The following is a 14,428-nucleotide window of genomic DNA, read 5'->3' as shown; positions in this document are numbered from 1 at the left end:
CGGTTCGCGGGGAGTCGCAAGCGACAAACACCGGCCGCCTCGTGCGGCCGGAAGTCCTTTGAAAGAGTTTCGAAAGAATGGCGATCACGCTCTCTGGCGATCAGGCACTTCCCGGCCCGCCCCTGTCGTCACGGCTGACCCCGGCGCAGGTCTGGGGCATCATCCTGCTCGCGCCCTATCTGCTGGTCTTCCTGGCCTTCGTCGTCTATCCGGTCGGCTACGGGCTATGGCTGGCGCGGGCGCCGTCGAATTATGTCGCGCTGTACAACGACCCGATCTTCGCGCGCGCTGCGATCAACACGCTGATCTTCCTGGTCGTCGGCATCAACATCAAGATGCTGATCGCGCTGTTCCTGTCCGGCTTCTTCGCCGTGCAGCGCACCTGGATCAAATGGCTGTCGGTGATCTTCATCCTGCCCTGGGCGGTGCCCTCGATCCCGACCATCCTGTCGGTGCGCTTCATGCTCAATCCCGAATGGGGCATGATCAACCACTTCATCTTCTCGTTGACCGGCGATGACGGCCCGAACTGGCTCAACGACCCGACCGTCGCGCTCTGCATGGCGATCGCCGTGCACATCTGGAAGTCGCTGCCGTTCTGGACGCTGATCCTGATCACCGGCCGGCTCGCGATCTCGCACGATCTGTTCGAGGCCGCCGAGGTCGACGGCGCGAGCTGGTGGCAGAAATTCCGCTTCATCACCTGGCCGTCGATGCAGACGCTCTACGTCACCTGCACGCTGCTCTCGATGATCTGGACGCTGGGCGATTTCAACAGCGTCTACCTGCTCACCGGCGGCGGCCCGGCCGACCTCACGCACGTGCTGGCAACGCTCGGTATCCGCTATCTCCGGCTCGACCAGCTCTCGCTCGCGATGGCATCGATCGTCTGCGCGATGCCGTTCGTCCTGCCGCTCGTTTACTTCATGATGAAACGGTTGTCGCGATGAAGCTCCCCTCTCTCCGTGACGTCGCGACGGAAGCGCGGCTGCTGCTGATCGGCATTCCCGTCTTCCTGTGGACGATGATCCCGATCTACCACATGTTCCTGTTCGCGATCTCCCCGAAGGAGGACGCGTTCTCGGGCAAGCTGTGGCCGGACCATCCGACGCTGCACAATTTCGAGATCGTGTTCAAGCAGCAGCACTATTTCCTGCGCGACTTCTACGTCCAGTTCTGGAACTCGACGGTGATCGCCGTCTCCGTCGGCGTGCTGACGCTGTTCATCGCGACTGGCGCGGCGTTCTCGATCTCGCGGCTGAAGGTGCCGGGCGGACGCGCCGTGCTGAACCTCGCGCTCTTCACCTATTTCATTCCGGCGGCATTCCTCGCCGTCCCGATGTATCGCACCATGGGCAATTACGGCCTGCTCAACAATCACTGGTCGCTGATCCTGGCCATGGTGACGATCGCGAGCCCCTACGCGATCTGGGTGCTCAAGCAGGCCTCCGACAAGCTGCCGGTCGAGCTTGACGAGGCCGCCGTGATGGACGGCGCGACCACGCTGCAGATCTTCCGCCTGGTCTATTTGCCGCTGATGATGCCCTCGCTGGTCGCGATCGGCACCTATGCGGTGCTGCTGGCCTGGAACGAATATCTCTACGCGTTCCTGCTGCTGTCGAACGACCGCGAGATCACCCTCCCCGTCGCGCTCGGCAACTTCCTCGCCGCCGACGATTCGCCGTGGGAGCTGCTGATGACCACCGGCTTCATCTACGCACTGCCGCCGGCAGCGGTCTATTACGCCTTCCGCCGCTACATGGTGGGCGGGCTCACGGCGGGTGCGGTGAAGTCGTAGGTGCATCCCCGTAGCCCGGATGAGCGCAGCGCAATCCGGAACCTTATCGCCTATCGCACGATTCCCGGATTGCGCTGCGCTCATCCGGGCTACGTGGCTCTACAGCGGCGCCGCGCTCTCGCCCTGCGAGCTCGACAGCTTCGAAGCGAGCGAGGCGATGACGATGACGACCGCGATCAGGGCGATCACCAGCGTGCAGATCGCGTTGATCTCGGGCTTCACGCCGAGGCGCACCTCCGAATAGATGCGGATCGGCAGCGTCGCCGAGCCCGGGCCGGTGGTGAAGCTCGCGATCACGAGATCGTCGAGCGACAGCGTGAACGCCAGCATCCAGCCGGCGACGATCGCGGGGGCGATCAGCGGCAGCGTCACGGCGATGAACGCACCGACGGGATCGCAGCCGAGATCCATCGCTGCCTCCTCCAGCGAGCGATCGAGCGAGCCGAGGCGCGACTGCACCACCACCGCGACGAAGCACATGGTCAGCGTGGTATGGGCGATCGTCACCGTCCAGAAACCGCGCTCGGCGTTCAGCGCGACGAACAGCAAGAGCAGCGACAATCCGGTGATCACCTCCGGCATCACGAGGGGCGCATAGAGCATGCCCGAGAACAGCGTGCGGCCGCGGAACCTCTCGCCGCGCGACAGCGCAACGGCCGCCAGCGTGCCGAGCAGCGTCGCAATCGTCGCCGAGGCGACCGCGACCCGCAGGCTCATCCAGGCCGCCTCGATCATGGCGCGGTCGTTGAAGAACTCGTGATACCAGCGCAGCGACCAGCCGCCCCACACCGTCACCAGGCGCGAGGCGTTGAACGAGTAGAGCACGAGAATGAGGATCGGCAAATAAAGGAATGCCAGCCCGAGCGCCAGCGAGGCGATGTTGAACCGGGACAGGCGGGAGACCTTTTGCATCGTCTCAACGCCCCTGTTCCAGCTGCCGCTTCTGCAGCCGCTCGTAGAGCAACAGCGGCACCAGCAGCACGACGAGCAGGACGATCGCCGCAGCCGAGGCGACCGGCCAGTCCTTGTTGGTGAAGAATTCGAGCCACAGGGTCTGGCCGATCATCAGCGAGTTGGATCCGGCCAGAAGATCCGGAATCACGAATTCGCCGACGATCGGGATGAAGCACAAGAGCACGCCGGCGCCGACACCGGGCAGCGACAGCGGGAAGGTGACGAGCCAGAACACCTGCCAGGGCGGCGCGCCGAGATCGGAGGCCGCCTCCTCCAGCGCCGGCTCCATCTTGGCGAGCGTCGCATAGAGCGGCAGGATCATGAACGGCAGATAGGAATAGACGATGCCGATATACATCGCGGTGTCGGTCGAGAGCCACACCACGGGCTGGCTGACCAGATGCAGTGCCAGCAGGACCTGGTTGAGCAGGCCGTCGTGCTGGAGGATGTTGATCCAGGCATAGATGCGGATCAGGAACGAGGTCCAGAACGGCACGATCACCAGCACCATCGCGATCCCCTGCCAGCGCTTCGGCAGCCGCGCCATGCCGTAGGCGATGGGATAGCCGATCAGGAGCAGCAGCGTCGTTGCGGTGACGGCGACGTTGAGGCTGCGGACATAGGCGAAGACGTAGATATCGTCGGAGCCGAGCAGCTTGAAATTGTCGACCGACAGCGCAGCGAACGCCGCCTTCAGCGCATCCCATCCCGCCGTCAGGTCGAACACCGGCTCGTAGGGCGGCTGCGCGATCGCGGTCTGCGACAGGCTGATCTTGAGCACGAAGCCGAACGGCACCAGGAAGAACAGCACCATCCAGACATAGGGCGCGATCGCGGCGAAGCGCGCCGGCCTTGCGAAGATGCGGCGCGAGCTCATGATTGCAGCACCACGCAATCGTCGGGCGTGAACCAGGCGACGACATGCTGGTTCAGGCTGTAGGCGTCGATGTCGAGCCGCGCGCTGTTGGCGACCGACGCCTGCAGCATCCCGCCGGTGTCGAGCTTCACCTTGTAGGTGGTGGTGCCGCCGAGATAGCAGATGTCGGCGATCACGCCGTCGAGAATGTTGATCGCCGTCTCACGACCGGCCTCGGTCACCGGGCCGCGCCGCGACAGCTTGACCTTCTCGGGGCGGATCGCGACCGCCAGTTTTCCGCTGCCGACGCCTTCGCGCGGCTCGGCCACCACCAGTGCGCCCGCATCGCGCGTCCCGATGACCAGACGATGACCGTCGCGCAACTTGGTCTCACCGTCGAACAGATTGATGTCGCCGACGAACTCAGCGATCCAGCGCGAGTGCGGCGCCTCGTAAAGCTCGCGAGGGGGCGCGACTTGGGCGAGCTTGCCCGATTTCATCACCCCAATTCTATCAGCCATGGTCATCGCCTCTTCCTGATCATGGGTGACGATGATGAAGGTCATGCCGAGCCGCCGCTGCAGCTCCATCAATTCGCCTTGCGTGCTCTCGCGCAGCTTCTTGTCCAGCGCGGCCAGCGGCTCGTCGAGCAGCAGGAGCTTTGGGCGGCGCGCCAGGGCCCGCGCCAGCGCCACGCGCTGACGCTGGCCGCCGGAGAGCTGGTCGGGCTTCCGCTTCTCCAGCCCTTCGAGCTTGACCAGCGCGACCATCTCCGACACGCGCGTCGCGATCTCGGCCCGCGCCATGCCGGCGCGCTTCAGCCCGAACGCGATGTTGTCACGCACCGACAGATGCGGGAACAGCGCATAGTTCTGGAACATCATGTTGATCGGGCGCTCATGCGGCAGCGCCAGCGCGATGTCCTTGCCGCCGAGCAGGATGCGCCCCTCGTCCGGCGCCTCGAAGCCTGCGAGCATGCGCAAGAGCGTGGTCTTGCCGCAGCCGCTCGGCCCCAGCAGCGCGAAGAACTCGCCGGCCTTGATATCGAGCGACACGCCGTCGACGGCGCGGAACGTGCCGAAGGTCTTGGCGACGCCCTCGATGCGCAGCAGCGGCTGGCCGGCGTCCGGACATGCATCTCCGCCAGCCGTTTCAGCCGCAACCTTCGTTCCGGGCGATTCTTCCGCCATGATCCCCGCCAACCCCGATTCCGCCGCACGCTAGCGGCCGATCGTGTTTAGCTCAACCGGGTCGGGATGAAACGCTCTCGCCCGCCATGAATGCCGTCAGCGCGTCGCGGTCCGCCGCGGGCATTGTCAGGCCCAGCTTGGAACGGCGCCACAGCACATCGTCCGGAAAACGCGCCCATTCGCGGGCCATGAGATAGCGCACCTCGGCGCCGGTCAGTTCGGGACCGAAGGCTGGGCCTAGCTCTTCACGTGTCCTTGCTTCGCCGAGCACGGCCGACAATCGCGAGCCGTAGGCCCCGACCAAGCGCTGGGCTTCCGGCTCGGACAGAAAGCGCCAGCGCTCGCGGGCGCGGTCGACCTCGGTATCGAAACGGTCCCAGGCGAAATCTCCACCTGGCAACGCTGCGCCGGCGGTCCAGGGCGGCGACATCGGGTAGAACGGCGTCAGCTTCGTCACTGCCCGCTCGGCGCGTCGGCGCGAGGTGGTGACGTCGCCGCCGAACATCGTGATCAACGGCGCCTTGCGGCGGCGCGCATGGAATAGCGCCGTGCCGTCGCGTCCTCGTGCGGACGCCAGCGTCAGGTTGACGCCGGAGACCGTCCGGACCACGTCAGTCAGCGCGACGCGCTCGCGGAAATAGCGGCTGGCGGCGTCGCAGAGATAGCTGACATCGGCACCCGGCATCGCCACGATCGCGGGATCGCCGGTGAAGGCGTGCGTGACCATGCCGATCAGCGTGAAGTCGCGCTCGAACGGCCGGGCGAAGATCAGCCGTCCGTCATTGTTCTGGAACACATAGACATTGTCGGACTCGAACAATTTCGGCACGACGATCTGGCTCATCTGCATCGCCGCCATCGCGGGCTGCGGCTGCCTCAGTACGGTGTCGGCAACCATCGCGGTCCAGCCGCCGGTGGCATTGGCGAGCGCCCGGGCCGAGATCGTCCGGCGAATGCCGCGATCGACCACCGCAAGCCGCCAGGTGTCGGTGCGATCGGCGCGGACGCAGCGCGCCCCGGTCCGGATCGCGGCGCCCCGTTCGGCCGCATCCAGCGCGGTGAGCACCACCAGGCGGGAATCGTCGACGACGCAGTCCGAATATTCGAACGCCGTGCCGAACGGACGCTTCAGCGCATCACCGACCGGATGATGCGTGATGTCGAGGGTCGTCGATTGCGGCAGGCCGCCGCGGTTCGTCAGGCCGTCATAGACATACAGGCCGGCCCTCAGCAGCCAGGGCGGACGCTCGTCGGAACGGGCGGGAATGACAAAACGCATCGGCCGAACCACGTGCGGCGCGATGGAGAGCCAGGTCCGGCGCTCGGCCAACGCCCGACGTACCCGCCAGAAGCCGCGGCGCTCCAGCACCGAGAGATCACCATGGATCAAACGCGGCGTCGCCGACGAGGCCGCGCCACCGAGATCGCCCTGCTCGAACAGGATCACCCGCAGGCCGCGGTCGGCCGCATCGCGCGCGAGACTGACACCGTTCAGGCCGCCGCCGATGATCGCAAGCTCGTAATCCGCCATGAAACCGTCGAGAGGGAGCGAAGCGCTCCACCATTAGCCGGTCTTGAGCACAAGCTCCATGGACTCCGCACGGCCGACGAGACCGGCATATTTGCCGATCGGCAAGGGCTTGCCGAGCAGATAGCCCTGCACGCCGTCGCAGCCTTCCTCGGCGAGGAAGGCGAGCTGGTCGACCGTCTCGACGCCCTCGGCGATGATCGACATTTCGAGGCCGTGGCCGAGATCGATGACGGCGCGCACGATCGCCGCCGATTGCGGATTGCGGCCGAGATTGATGATGAAGGCGCGGTCGATCTTGATCTTGTCGAACGGGAACGCCTGGAGATAGCTCAGCGAGGAATAGCCGCTGCCGAAATCGTCCATGGAGATGCGCACGCCGAGCGCCTTCAGGCGGCGCAGCAGCGCAAGGCCGCGGTCGAAATCCTCGATCAGCACGCCCTCGGTGATCTCGAGCTCGAGCCGGCCGGGTGCAAGGCCCGTCTCGATCAGGATCGAATGGACGAGGCCGACCACGTCGCCGTGCATGAACTGCGCCGGCGACAGGTTGACCGCGACCTGCAGCGGCTTCGGCCAGGACGCCGCCTCGCGGCAGGCCTCGCGCAGGATCCACTCGCCCATCTCGACGATGAGGCCGCTCTCCTCGGCGATGGGAATGAACTCGGCCGGCGAAACCTGGCCGCGCACCGGATGCTGCCAGCGCGCCAGCGCCTCGAAGCCGATGATCTCGCTCTCGGCGACGCTGTGGCCGGCGGCCCCCTGCGGCTGGAAGGCGAGCGAGAGCTCGCCGTTCTTGACCGCCATGGAGAGATCCTGGTGCAGCACGCGGCGGTCGCGGATCTGCTGGTCCATCTCGGGCTGGTAGAGGCTGATCGTGCCGCGCGACTTCTGCTTGGCGCGGAACAGCGCCGCGCCGGCATTGGCGAGCAGCGAGGCACCATCGGTGCCGTTGTGGGGGAAGACCGACATGCCCGTGGTGATGCCGGCGCGGACCGGGCGGCCGTCGATCTGAAAATCCTTCGCGACGGCTTCGCCGATCTGCTGCGCCAGCGCGAGGCCGGCTTCGGGCTGCTTGCCGTCGATGATCAGGCCGAACTCGTCTCCGGAGAGGCGCGCCACGACGCCGCCGCGCGCGGAATCCAGGAGCCGATGGGCGACCTCGATCAGGAGCTTGTCGCCGAGCGCATGGCCGAAGACGTCGTTGACCTCCTTGAGGCCGTCGAGGTCGACGCAGAGCACGGCGAACTCCTCGCCGGTGCCCTCGCAGGCCTCGATCATCTGGGTCAGCGCCTGCAGGAAGGCGGCGCGATTCGGCAAATCGGTGAGCCCGTCGTGATAGGCCATGTGCGCCATCCGCGACTCGGTCTGCCGGCGATCGGTGACGTCCTCGTGGGTCTTGATCAGATATTGCGGCTCGCCGGCCTCGCTGAGCACGGTGGCGCGGCGGGTGAGGAACAGCCGCAGGCCGTCCTTGGTGGAGATGGGATGCTCCTCGGTGATCATCCCGCGCTTCTTGATCGCGGCCTCGTCGCGCGCGACGATCAGCCTGGCTTCCTTGGCGTTGAAGATGTCGGACGCGGTCAGGCCGGTGGCTTCCTCGCGCCTGCGGTTGAGGATCGTCTCCGCGCTGCGGTTGGCGAGCAGATAGCGGCCGTCCTTGACCTGCTCCACGATCAGCGCAACCGGGATGTTGTCGACCACGAGCTCAAGGAACTTCTTGGTGCTCTCCAGCTCCTGCGACAGCGAGCGGCGGTCGGTGATGTCCTCGAACACCAGCAGCAGGAATCCGGGCCGGTTGCTTTCATTGTGAACCGCGATCCGGATCGAGGCGACCATGCGCCGCTCCCCGCCGCGCTCGACCTCGAATTCGTTGCGGAATTGGCCGTCCGGCGAATTAAGCGCGGCCTGGTCGGTTGCCTCGATCGTGGCCGCCGAGACCGGCGCAAACAGCTCGCGGGCGTTCTTGCCGACGACGTGGTCCCGCGAGAAGCCCCAGAAGCGCTCATAGGCCGTATTGGCGAAGATGTAGCGGCCGTCCTCGATGTTCTTGGCGGCGACGCAGGCCGGCACGTTGTCCAGCACCGTCTCCAGGAACTGCTTGGTCGAGGCGAGCTGTCGCGACAGCCTTCGCTGGTCGCTGACGTCGAGATGGGTCGCCACCGAGCCGCCATTCGGCAGCACGAAATATTTCACCAGGATGGCCCGTCCGTCGGGCAGCTCCGTGATCAGGCCGTTGGCGCTTGATGCCTTCTCGTAAAATTCGTCATCGGTGACGCCGAGCACTCCGCGCTCGCGGCGCAGGCTCAGGATGTCGTGGCCGGTCATATTGGGCCAGAGGTCGGATCGCGCCAGGCCATAGATCTCGAGATAGCGATCGTTGCAGAAGATGATGCGGCGCTGCGCATCCGTCATCACCACGCCCTGGTTGAGATTGTTCATGGCGGAGGAGATGAAGGCGTTGCGCCGCAACTGCAAACGGCTGGACCGGCGCAGTGAGGAATGGATCCACAGCCCGATCGCGGCGAGGAACGCGCAGATCACGATGCCGGCGATCAGGGCTTCCCAGATCACGCCGGGATCAAGCCTGGTGAGATCGCCTGGAACGGCAAGGCTGTCCGATGCCGCAAAGGCGCGCGCAGGCGCGCCCCCACCGGCCAGGCATAGGAGGGCCCGCACAGCAATCGAAAGCGTGCTGCCCACGTGCCAGTTCTTCTCAGCCATCAGCCACCCGCGATTTCAACGTCGGATTGTCTGGTCTCGCGGGTTTGGATCGGGTAAACGCCTGAGGGAACAACAGAATAATGTGACGTGAAATACGGCAATTGCCCTGACATGATAAACGCCTTCTTAACGGAAGCTCCGCCCGCGCCCCCTTGCCTCGGCCACGCGCCACCGGTGCTTCCAACTGGAATCCTGCACAACCATGGATAAGGTCGACTGCGTCGTCATTGGAGCCGGCGTGGTCGGGCTCGCTGTGGCCCGGAAGCTCGCCCGGGCCGGGCGCGAGGTGATCGTGCTCGAGGAAGCCGAGGCGATCGGCACCGTCACCTCCTCGCGCAACAGCGAGGTGATCCATGCCGGCATCTATTACCGCGCCGGGAGCTGGATGGCGCGCATGTGCGTCGCCGGCAAGCAAGCGCTCTACCGCTACTGCGACGAGCGCGGCATCCCGCATAAGAATTGCGGCAAGCTGATCGTCGCGACCAGCCCGACGGAGACCGAGAAGCTGCAATCGATCAAGGCGCACGCCGAGGCCAACGGCGTGCTCGACCTGCAGCTGCTCTCGGGCGAGGCCGCACGCGCGCTGGAGCCGGCGCTCGCCTGCGACGCCGCGCTGCTGTCGCCGTCGACCGGCATCATCGACAGCCACGCCTACATGCTGTCGCTGCGCGGCGAAGCCGAGGAGGCCGGCGCGGCCTTTGCGTTCCACACGCCGCTGATCCGTGCCAGGGCGGCGGCCGGCCTCATCGAGATCGACGCCGGCGGCAAGGCACCGATGACGCTGCAATGCAGCCTCCTCGTCAACGCCGCGGGGCTGTCGGCAACGCATGTGGCGCGCAGCATCGACGGCATGCCGCTGGACCGGATTCCGCCGTCCTATCTCGCCAAGGGAAACTATTTCAGCTGCAACGCCAAGGCGCCGTTCTCGCGCCTGATCTATCCGGTGCCCGAGCCCGGCGGCCTGGGGGTGCACCTGACGCTGGACATGGCAGGACAGGCGCGTTTCGGGCCTGACGTCGAATGGATCGAAACGATCGATTACGAGGTCGATCCCTCACGCGCCGAGCGCTTCTATCCCGCGATCCGCAAATACTGGCCGACGCTGCCGGACGGCGCGCTGATGCCGAGCTATTCCGGCATTCGCCCGAAGATCGTGCCGCCGGCCGTGGCCACGCAGGACTTCTTGATGCAGGGCCCGCGCGATCACGGCGTTGCTGGCCTGATCAATCTGTTCGGCATCGAATCGCCCGGACTGACGTCCTCGCTCGCGATCGCCGATCACGTCGCCGAGCTTGCAGATATCGAGAGCGTTTCGAGAAGCCGATAAGTCCACGCGTCGAGACTACGCGTCCACGCAAATACGAGCGCCGTGCAAACGGGTTGAACGCTGCACACCCTGCAGCAGGGATGAGCACGAATGCTCTCATCCCTGCGTGAAGGATGTGATCAACTCTACACTGTCACGGGGGTTGCTAGTGGAGCGTATCGCCTTGCTTCAAACGCTCGATCTGGTCCTTGACCATCAACTTCCGGCGCTTCAACTCAACAATTTGCAGGTCGTCTGTTGAAAGGTGCACGAGAGCTTCGTGCAATTCGTTTTCGAGAAGTTTGTGCTTCCGTTCCAATTCAACGAGATGTGCCTGAATTGTCATTCGAAACCTCCTCGGTAGGGTTGAACCTTTAGGATTCGATCCGGACGACCAAGTTTACATCACCGATTCGTCCTGTCGATGGGTATCCGTCGTCGCAGCGTCATTTTTGAAAGTTCATATGTAACGAAGCGTGACTAGGGGAACCACGCTGGGAAAAATCCATGATATCAATGCGCCGGCGCAACGCCGCGGCTCCTCGCAGAAATATGTTGCGGGAGATCGGCGGCGAGAGACCGCAGATCGCTTGCGATCACGCGGCGCAAGGACGATAATTTCCACAGGGCATCCACAGCCCAGATCTCACGCCTATCGGTTTTCGGCCACCGCAGACATGACCAATGAAGATGAGCGTGAGCTCGAAGCCGAGCTCACCCGGTTGCAGCAGGAACACCGAGATCTCGATGCGGCGATCGATGCATTGCATCAATCGCCCGCCCCCGACCTGTTGCGGTTACAGCGCCTGAAGAAGCGCAAGCTGTTGTTGCGCGATCGCATCGCGTTCATCGAAGACCAGATCACCCCCGACATCATCGCCTGAGCGTGAGCCGGTCTTGCCGCGCCCAGCCGCTTCCGAATCCGCTTGACTCAATGAGAACAAAAGAGGAACAATCGCGAACGCCCCCGCACCAGAGAACGCTCGAGCACAACACACGAGGACCACGCAGATGTCGACGACCGCCCTTCTCGACAACAGCCACTATGAACAGGCCTGCGATCAGGCGATCGCGATGTGCGACGGCAATCTGCGCAGCACCATCAAGGCGCTGATCATGGCCAACGAATATCTGGAAGCCGAGCTGGAGGAATTGCAGGCGGCGATTTCCGCCGGCTGCATTCCGGAGACTTCGCGCAGCAAGATGCGGAGCAAGAGCAGCGCCGCCTGATTTTCAGCATTGGAGCAACGCCATGTCGGATGTGACCTACTACGTTGCAATGTCCTTTTTGATCGACGACGACGGATCAACCGTTGCCGGCGCGGCAGAGGAGTGTCAGTCCTCGACGGCGGCGCTACGGCGCGCCGAGATTCTGGCGCGCGGCCCCGGCCATATCGGCGCGGTCGCATTCAGCCGCAGCGGCGATCCCATGACCGGCGAGTTCGGCGACGCGACGCTGCTGCGCAAGTTCGGCAACGTGCCGGAAGATCTTGCGACCCTCTAGACCATGATCCGGAAAAGTGCGCAGCGGTTTTCCGAAAAGATCATGCTCAAACAATAATCCAAAGCGCGATGACGATTCATCCTAATCGCATCGCGCTTTAGACGAGCGCTCGCTGCGAACCAGCCTGATCCGCGGCCTCGTGCCGGCGGTGCGCCTTGCGCACATACATGGCGGCATCCGCCTCCTCCAGGGCGCGGGCTGCCGCGGACTGCGGACCGAGCAAGGCGACGCCCGCCGAAGCGCCCGCGGTCACGTGCTGGCCGCGAAAGACGAAGGACAATTCATCGATCGCCTGCTCCAGGGCCGCGGCCTTCGCCTTGGCATCGGTCTCGCTGAGATTCCAGAGCAGCAGCGCGAACTCGTCGCCGCCGAGGCGGCCGACCACGTCGGAGGCGCGGACCTGCCGGGTCAGCGTGGCGACGATCGCCTTGAGCACCTCGTCGCCGGCGGCATGACCGAAGGAATCGTTGATCGGCTTCAGCCGATCGACGTCGAGAACGATCAGGGCCCCGCTGGCGCGGTAGCGCTTCATATAGGCGATGGCGCGCGCGAGCTCTCGCTCGAAACCGCGCCGGTTGGGGATCTCGAGCAGGAAATCGGTGTCGGCGGCCGCTTCGAGTTCCGAGATCCGCAGCAGGGCTGCCTTGAGCTTGCTCCTGAGGCCGCGGATGGTCGCCTTGCTGTCCTCGGCGGCCGGCGCTTTGCGCAAGGCCGGTTTGGCCGCGCGGCTCGAAGCGGCTTTCGATCGGCCGGCGCTGGCGATCCGGCCCTTTCCGGCCTTCGCAGAGCGCGCCCTTTTCGGTTTCTTCATGGGCATCCTGCTCAATGAAGGCTTGCGGGGATTCACCAAGACAGGATAGTGGATTCCCTTCTCCTTGCCACCGCCTTGCGAGCCGCCGGCCGGAACCGTTAATCTGGCCTATCTTTCTGTTTTTCCGGGCACAATTGACGTCATGACCGCGCCGATCGCCATCATCATGGGAAGCCAGTCGGACTGGGACACGATGCGGCATGCCGCCGACACGCTCGACGCGCTCGGCATTGCGGCCGACAGCCTCGTCGTCTCGGCCCACCGCACACCCGACCGGCTGTTCGCTTTCGCCAAGGGCGCCAAGGCCGCGGGTTACAAGGTCATCATCGCCGGGGCGGGTGGCGCGGCACATCTGCCCGGCATGGCGGCGGCGCTGACGGAACTGCCGGTGTTCGGCGTTCCCGTCGAATCCAGGACGCTCAAGGGCGTCGATTCGCTCTATTCGATCGTCCAGATGCCGGCGGGCATCCCGGTCGGCACCCTCGCCATCGGCAAGGCCGGCGCGATCAATGCCGCGCTGCTCGCCGCCGCTGTGCTGGCATTGTCCGACCCGGCCCTGTCGGATCGCCTCGCCGCCTGGCGCAAGGCACAAACCGAGGCGGTCGCCGAGCGCCCGGAGGACAAGGCGTGACGGACACCAGGCAAGTGAAGCTGAAGCCGGGTGACACCATCGGAATCCTCGGCGGCGGACAATTGGGCCGGATGCTGGCCATGGCCGCGGCGCGGCTCGGCCTGCGCTGCCAGGTGTTCTCGCCCGATCCGGATTCGCCGGCCTTCGACGTCGTGCTGAACGCGACGTGCGCCGAATATGCCGACGTCGAGGCGCTCGAATTGTTCGCGCATGATGTCAACGTCATCACCTACGAATTCGAGAACGTGCCGGCGGCAGCCGCGCTGGTATTGGACGCGCGCCGCCCGGTGCTGCCCAACCGCAAGATCCTCGAGACCACCCAGGACCGGCTCGCCGAGAAGGATTTCGTGACGAAGCTCGGCATCGGCACTGCCGCCTATGCCGACGTCACCTCCGTCTCCTCGCTGCGCGAGGCGGTCGCCAGGATCGGCCTTCCGGCGGTGCTGAAAACCCGCCGCTTCGGCTATGACGGCAAGGGCCAGGCCATCATCCGCGAGGGCGACGACATCGCCAAAGTGTGGACCAGCCTCGGCACCAAATCGGCCATCCTGGAAGCCTTCATCCCGTATGAGCGCGAGATCTCCGTGATCGCCGCGCGCTCGGCCACAGGCGAGGTCGAGTGCTTCGATGTCACCGAGAACGAGCACCGCGACCACATCCTGAAGATATCGCGTGCGCCCGCGCCGATCCCTGATGCGCTCGCCCAGGAGGCGCGCAGCATCGCCGGCAAGATCGCAACGGCGCTCGACTATGTCGGCGTGCTCGCCGTCGAGATGTTCGTGCTCGCAGGCGGCACCGGGCCGAAGGTGCTGGTCAACGAGATCGCGCCGCGCGTGCACAATTCCGGGCACTGGACGCTCGATGGCGCCTCCGTCTCGCAGTTCGAGCAGCACATCCGCGCCATCGCCGGCTGGCCGCTCGGCAAGCCGGTGCGCCACGGCGATGTCGTCACCATGACCAACCTGATCGGCGACGAGATCAACGATTACGAGAAGTGGCTCGGCGTACCGGGCGCCACCGTGCACATCTACGGCAAGGGCGCGCCCCGCCCCGGCCGCAAAATGGGCCACGTGACCGAAGTCAGGCCGCCCCGGGACACGTAACGGGATCGCAGCAAAGGCTGCAATCC

At 65.2% G+C, this 14,428-nt stretch carries 14 protein-coding genes and 1 pseudogene; 8 read left to right on the top strand and 7 right to left on the bottom strand.

What is annotated here, in order from left to right:
- Positions 1-77: 77 nt before the first annotated feature.
- Positions 78-950 (top strand): carbohydrate ABC transporter permease, encoded by an 873-nt coding sequence (locus BDOA9_RS11900; RefSeq protein ID WP_025034160.1) that lies wholly within the window; start codon positions 78-80, stop codon positions 948-950.
- Positions 947-1,798 (top strand): carbohydrate ABC transporter permease, encoded by an 852-nt coding sequence (locus BDOA9_RS11895; RefSeq protein WP_025034159.1) that lies wholly within the window; start codon positions 947-949, stop codon positions 1,796-1,798. Before BDOA9_RS11900 ends, BDOA9_RS11895 begins: the two co-directional genes overlap by 4 nt.
- A 99-nt stretch (positions 1,799-1,897) precedes the next feature.
- Here BDOA9_RS11895 and BDOA9_RS11890 read toward each other — a convergent pair whose 3' ends face one another.
- Genes BDOA9_RS11890 through BDOA9_RS11870 form a run of 5 tightly spaced genes read right to left on the bottom strand, consistent with a single transcriptional unit; the run spans position 1,898 to position 9,047 of the window.
- Positions 1,898-2,710, bottom strand: a complete 813-nt coding sequence (locus tag BDOA9_RS11890; RefSeq protein WP_025034158.1) for an ABC transporter permease — start codon at positions 2,708-2,710, stop codon at positions 1,898-1,900.
- A gap of 4 nt (positions 2,711-2,714) precedes the next feature.
- A complete protein-coding gene (locus tag BDOA9_RS11885; RefSeq protein ID WP_025034157.1) occupies positions 2,715-3,629 on the bottom strand; it encodes an ABC transporter permease in 915 nt (304 codons plus the stop codon).
- Complete coding sequence (locus tag BDOA9_RS11880) at positions 3,626-4,798, bottom strand: ABC transporter ATP-binding protein (RefSeq protein ID WP_025034156.1); 1,173 nt, start codon at positions 4,796-4,798, stop codon at positions 3,626-3,628. Before BDOA9_RS11880 ends, BDOA9_RS11885 begins: the two co-directional genes overlap by 4 nt.
- Before the next feature lie 52 nt (positions 4,799-4,850).
- Entirely contained in the window at positions 4,851-6,329 is a 1,479-nt protein-coding gene (locus BDOA9_RS11875) for a glycerol-3-phosphate dehydrogenase (RefSeq protein ID WP_025034155.1), read from the bottom strand.
- Between the two features lie 33 nt (positions 6,330-6,362).
- Positions 6,363-9,047, bottom strand: coding sequence for a sensor domain-containing protein (locus tag BDOA9_RS11870; protein WP_025034154.1), 2,685 nt, complete (start codon positions 9,045-9,047; stop codon positions 6,363-6,365).
- Positions 9,048-9,249: 202 nt separating this feature from the next.
- Here BDOA9_RS11870 and BDOA9_RS11865 point away from each other — a divergent pair, with 202 nt between their 5' ends.
- On the top strand, positions 9,250-10,374 hold the full coding sequence (locus BDOA9_RS11865; RefSeq protein ID WP_025034153.1) for an NAD(P)/FAD-dependent oxidoreductase: 1,125 nt from the start codon (positions 9,250-9,252) through the stop codon (positions 10,372-10,374).
- A gap of 145 nt (positions 10,375-10,519) precedes the next feature.
- Here BDOA9_RS11865 and BDOA9_RS11860 read toward each other — a convergent pair whose 3' ends face one another.
- Positions 10,520-10,699: a YdcH family protein gene (locus tag BDOA9_RS11860; protein ID WP_025034152.1), complete on the bottom strand. Its 180-nt coding sequence runs from the start codon at positions 10,697-10,699 to the stop codon at positions 10,520-10,522.
- 331 nt (positions 10,700-11,030) lie between these two features.
- On the opposite strand from BDOA9_RS11860, the gene BDOA9_RS11855 reads away from it, so the two are divergent.
- The 3 genes from BDOA9_RS11855 (at position 11,031) to BDOA9_RS11845 (ending at position 11,857) form a co-directional block, all read left to right on the top strand.
- Positions 11,031-11,237, top strand: a complete 207-nt coding sequence (locus BDOA9_RS11855; RefSeq protein ID WP_008546179.1) for a YdcH family protein — start codon at positions 11,031-11,033, stop codon at positions 11,235-11,237.
- Positions 11,238-11,364: 127 nt separating this feature from the next.
- Positions 11,365-11,583 (top strand): hypothetical protein, encoded by a 219-nt coding sequence (locus BDOA9_RS11850; protein WP_025034151.1) that lies wholly within the window; start codon positions 11,365-11,367, stop codon positions 11,581-11,583.
- 22 nt (positions 11,584-11,605) lie between these two features.
- A complete protein-coding gene (locus BDOA9_RS11845; protein ID WP_025034150.1) occupies positions 11,606-11,857 on the top strand; it encodes a hypothetical protein in 252 nt (83 codons plus the stop codon).
- An 81-nt stretch (positions 11,858-11,938) separates the two neighbouring features.
- On the opposite strand, the pseudogene BDOA9_RS11840 reads toward BDOA9_RS11845, so the two are convergent.
- Positions 11,939-12,668: pseudogene (locus BDOA9_RS11840) on the bottom strand (GGDEF domain-containing protein).
- Between the two features lie 142 nt (positions 12,669-12,810).
- On the opposite strand from BDOA9_RS11840, the gene purE reads away from it, so the two are divergent.
- Complete coding sequence (gene purE / locus BDOA9_RS11835; RefSeq protein ID WP_025034149.1) at positions 12,811-13,299, top strand: 5-(carboxyamino)imidazole ribonucleotide mutase; 489 nt, start codon at positions 12,811-12,813, stop codon at positions 13,297-13,299.
- Positions 13,296-14,402: a 5-(carboxyamino)imidazole ribonucleotide synthase gene (locus tag BDOA9_RS11830; protein WP_025034148.1), complete on the top strand. Its 1,107-nt coding sequence runs from the start codon at positions 13,296-13,298 to the stop codon at positions 14,400-14,402. The genes purE and BDOA9_RS11830 overlap by 4 nt, the downstream gene beginning before the upstream one ends.
- Positions 14,403-14,428 lie beyond the last annotated feature (26 nt).

The sequence above is a fragment of the Bradyrhizobium sp. DOA9 genome (assembly GCF_000617845.2).
Taxonomy (GTDB): domain Bacteria; phylum Pseudomonadota; class Alphaproteobacteria; order Rhizobiales; family Xanthobacteraceae; genus Bradyrhizobium.
The sequence above is the reverse complement of the archived record's forward strand: the minus strand, read 5'-3'. Positions and strand labels throughout refer to the sequence as shown.

Excerpts from the sequence above, each read along its gene's own strand:
- BDOA9_RS11850 (WP_025034151.1), top strand. The coding sequence starts at position 11,365 with ATGTCGACGACCGCCCTTCTCGACAACAGCCACTATGAACAGGCCTGC.
- BDOA9_RS11895 (WP_025034159.1), top strand. The coding sequence starts at position 947 with ATGAAGCTCCCCTCTCTCCGTGACGTCGCGACGGAAGCGCGGCTGCTG.
- BDOA9_RS11880 (WP_025034156.1), bottom strand. The coding sequence starts at position 4,798 with ATGGCGGAAGAATCGCCCGGAACGAAGGTTGCGGCTGAAACGGCTGGC.
- BDOA9_RS11890 (WP_025034158.1), bottom strand. The coding sequence starts at position 2,710 with ATGCAAAAGGTCTCCCGCCTGTCCCGGTTCAACATCGCCTCGCTGGCG.
- BDOA9_RS11855 (WP_008546179.1), top strand. The coding sequence starts at position 11,031 with ATGACCAATGAAGATGAGCGTGAGCTCGAAGCCGAGCTCACCCGGTTG.
- BDOA9_RS11885 (WP_025034157.1), bottom strand. The coding sequence starts at position 3,629 with ATGAGCTCGCGCCGCATCTTCGCAAGGCCGGCGCGCTTCGCCGCGATC.
- BDOA9_RS11900 (WP_025034160.1), top strand. The coding sequence starts at position 78 with ATGGCGATCACGCTCTCTGGCGATCAGGCACTTCCCGGCCCGCCCCTG.
- BDOA9_RS11860 (WP_025034152.1), bottom strand. The coding sequence starts at position 10,699 with ATGACAATTCAGGCACATCTCGTTGAATTGGAACGGAAGCACAAACTT.
- BDOA9_RS11845 (WP_025034150.1), top strand. The coding sequence starts at position 11,606 with ATGTCGGATGTGACCTACTACGTTGCAATGTCCTTTTTGATCGACGAC.
- BDOA9_RS11875 (WP_025034155.1), bottom strand. The coding sequence starts at position 6,329 with ATGGCGGATTACGAGCTTGCGATCATCGGCGGCGGCCTGAACGGTGTC.
- BDOA9_RS11865 (WP_025034153.1), top strand. The coding sequence starts at position 9,250 with ATGGATAAGGTCGACTGCGTCGTCATTGGAGCCGGCGTGGTCGGGCTC.
- BDOA9_RS11870 (WP_025034154.1), bottom strand. The coding sequence starts at position 9,047 with ATGGCTGAGAAGAACTGGCACGTGGGCAGCACGCTTTCGATTGCTGTG.
- purE (WP_025034149.1), top strand. The coding sequence starts at position 12,811 with ATGACCGCGCCGATCGCCATCATCATGGGAAGCCAGTCGGACTGGGAC.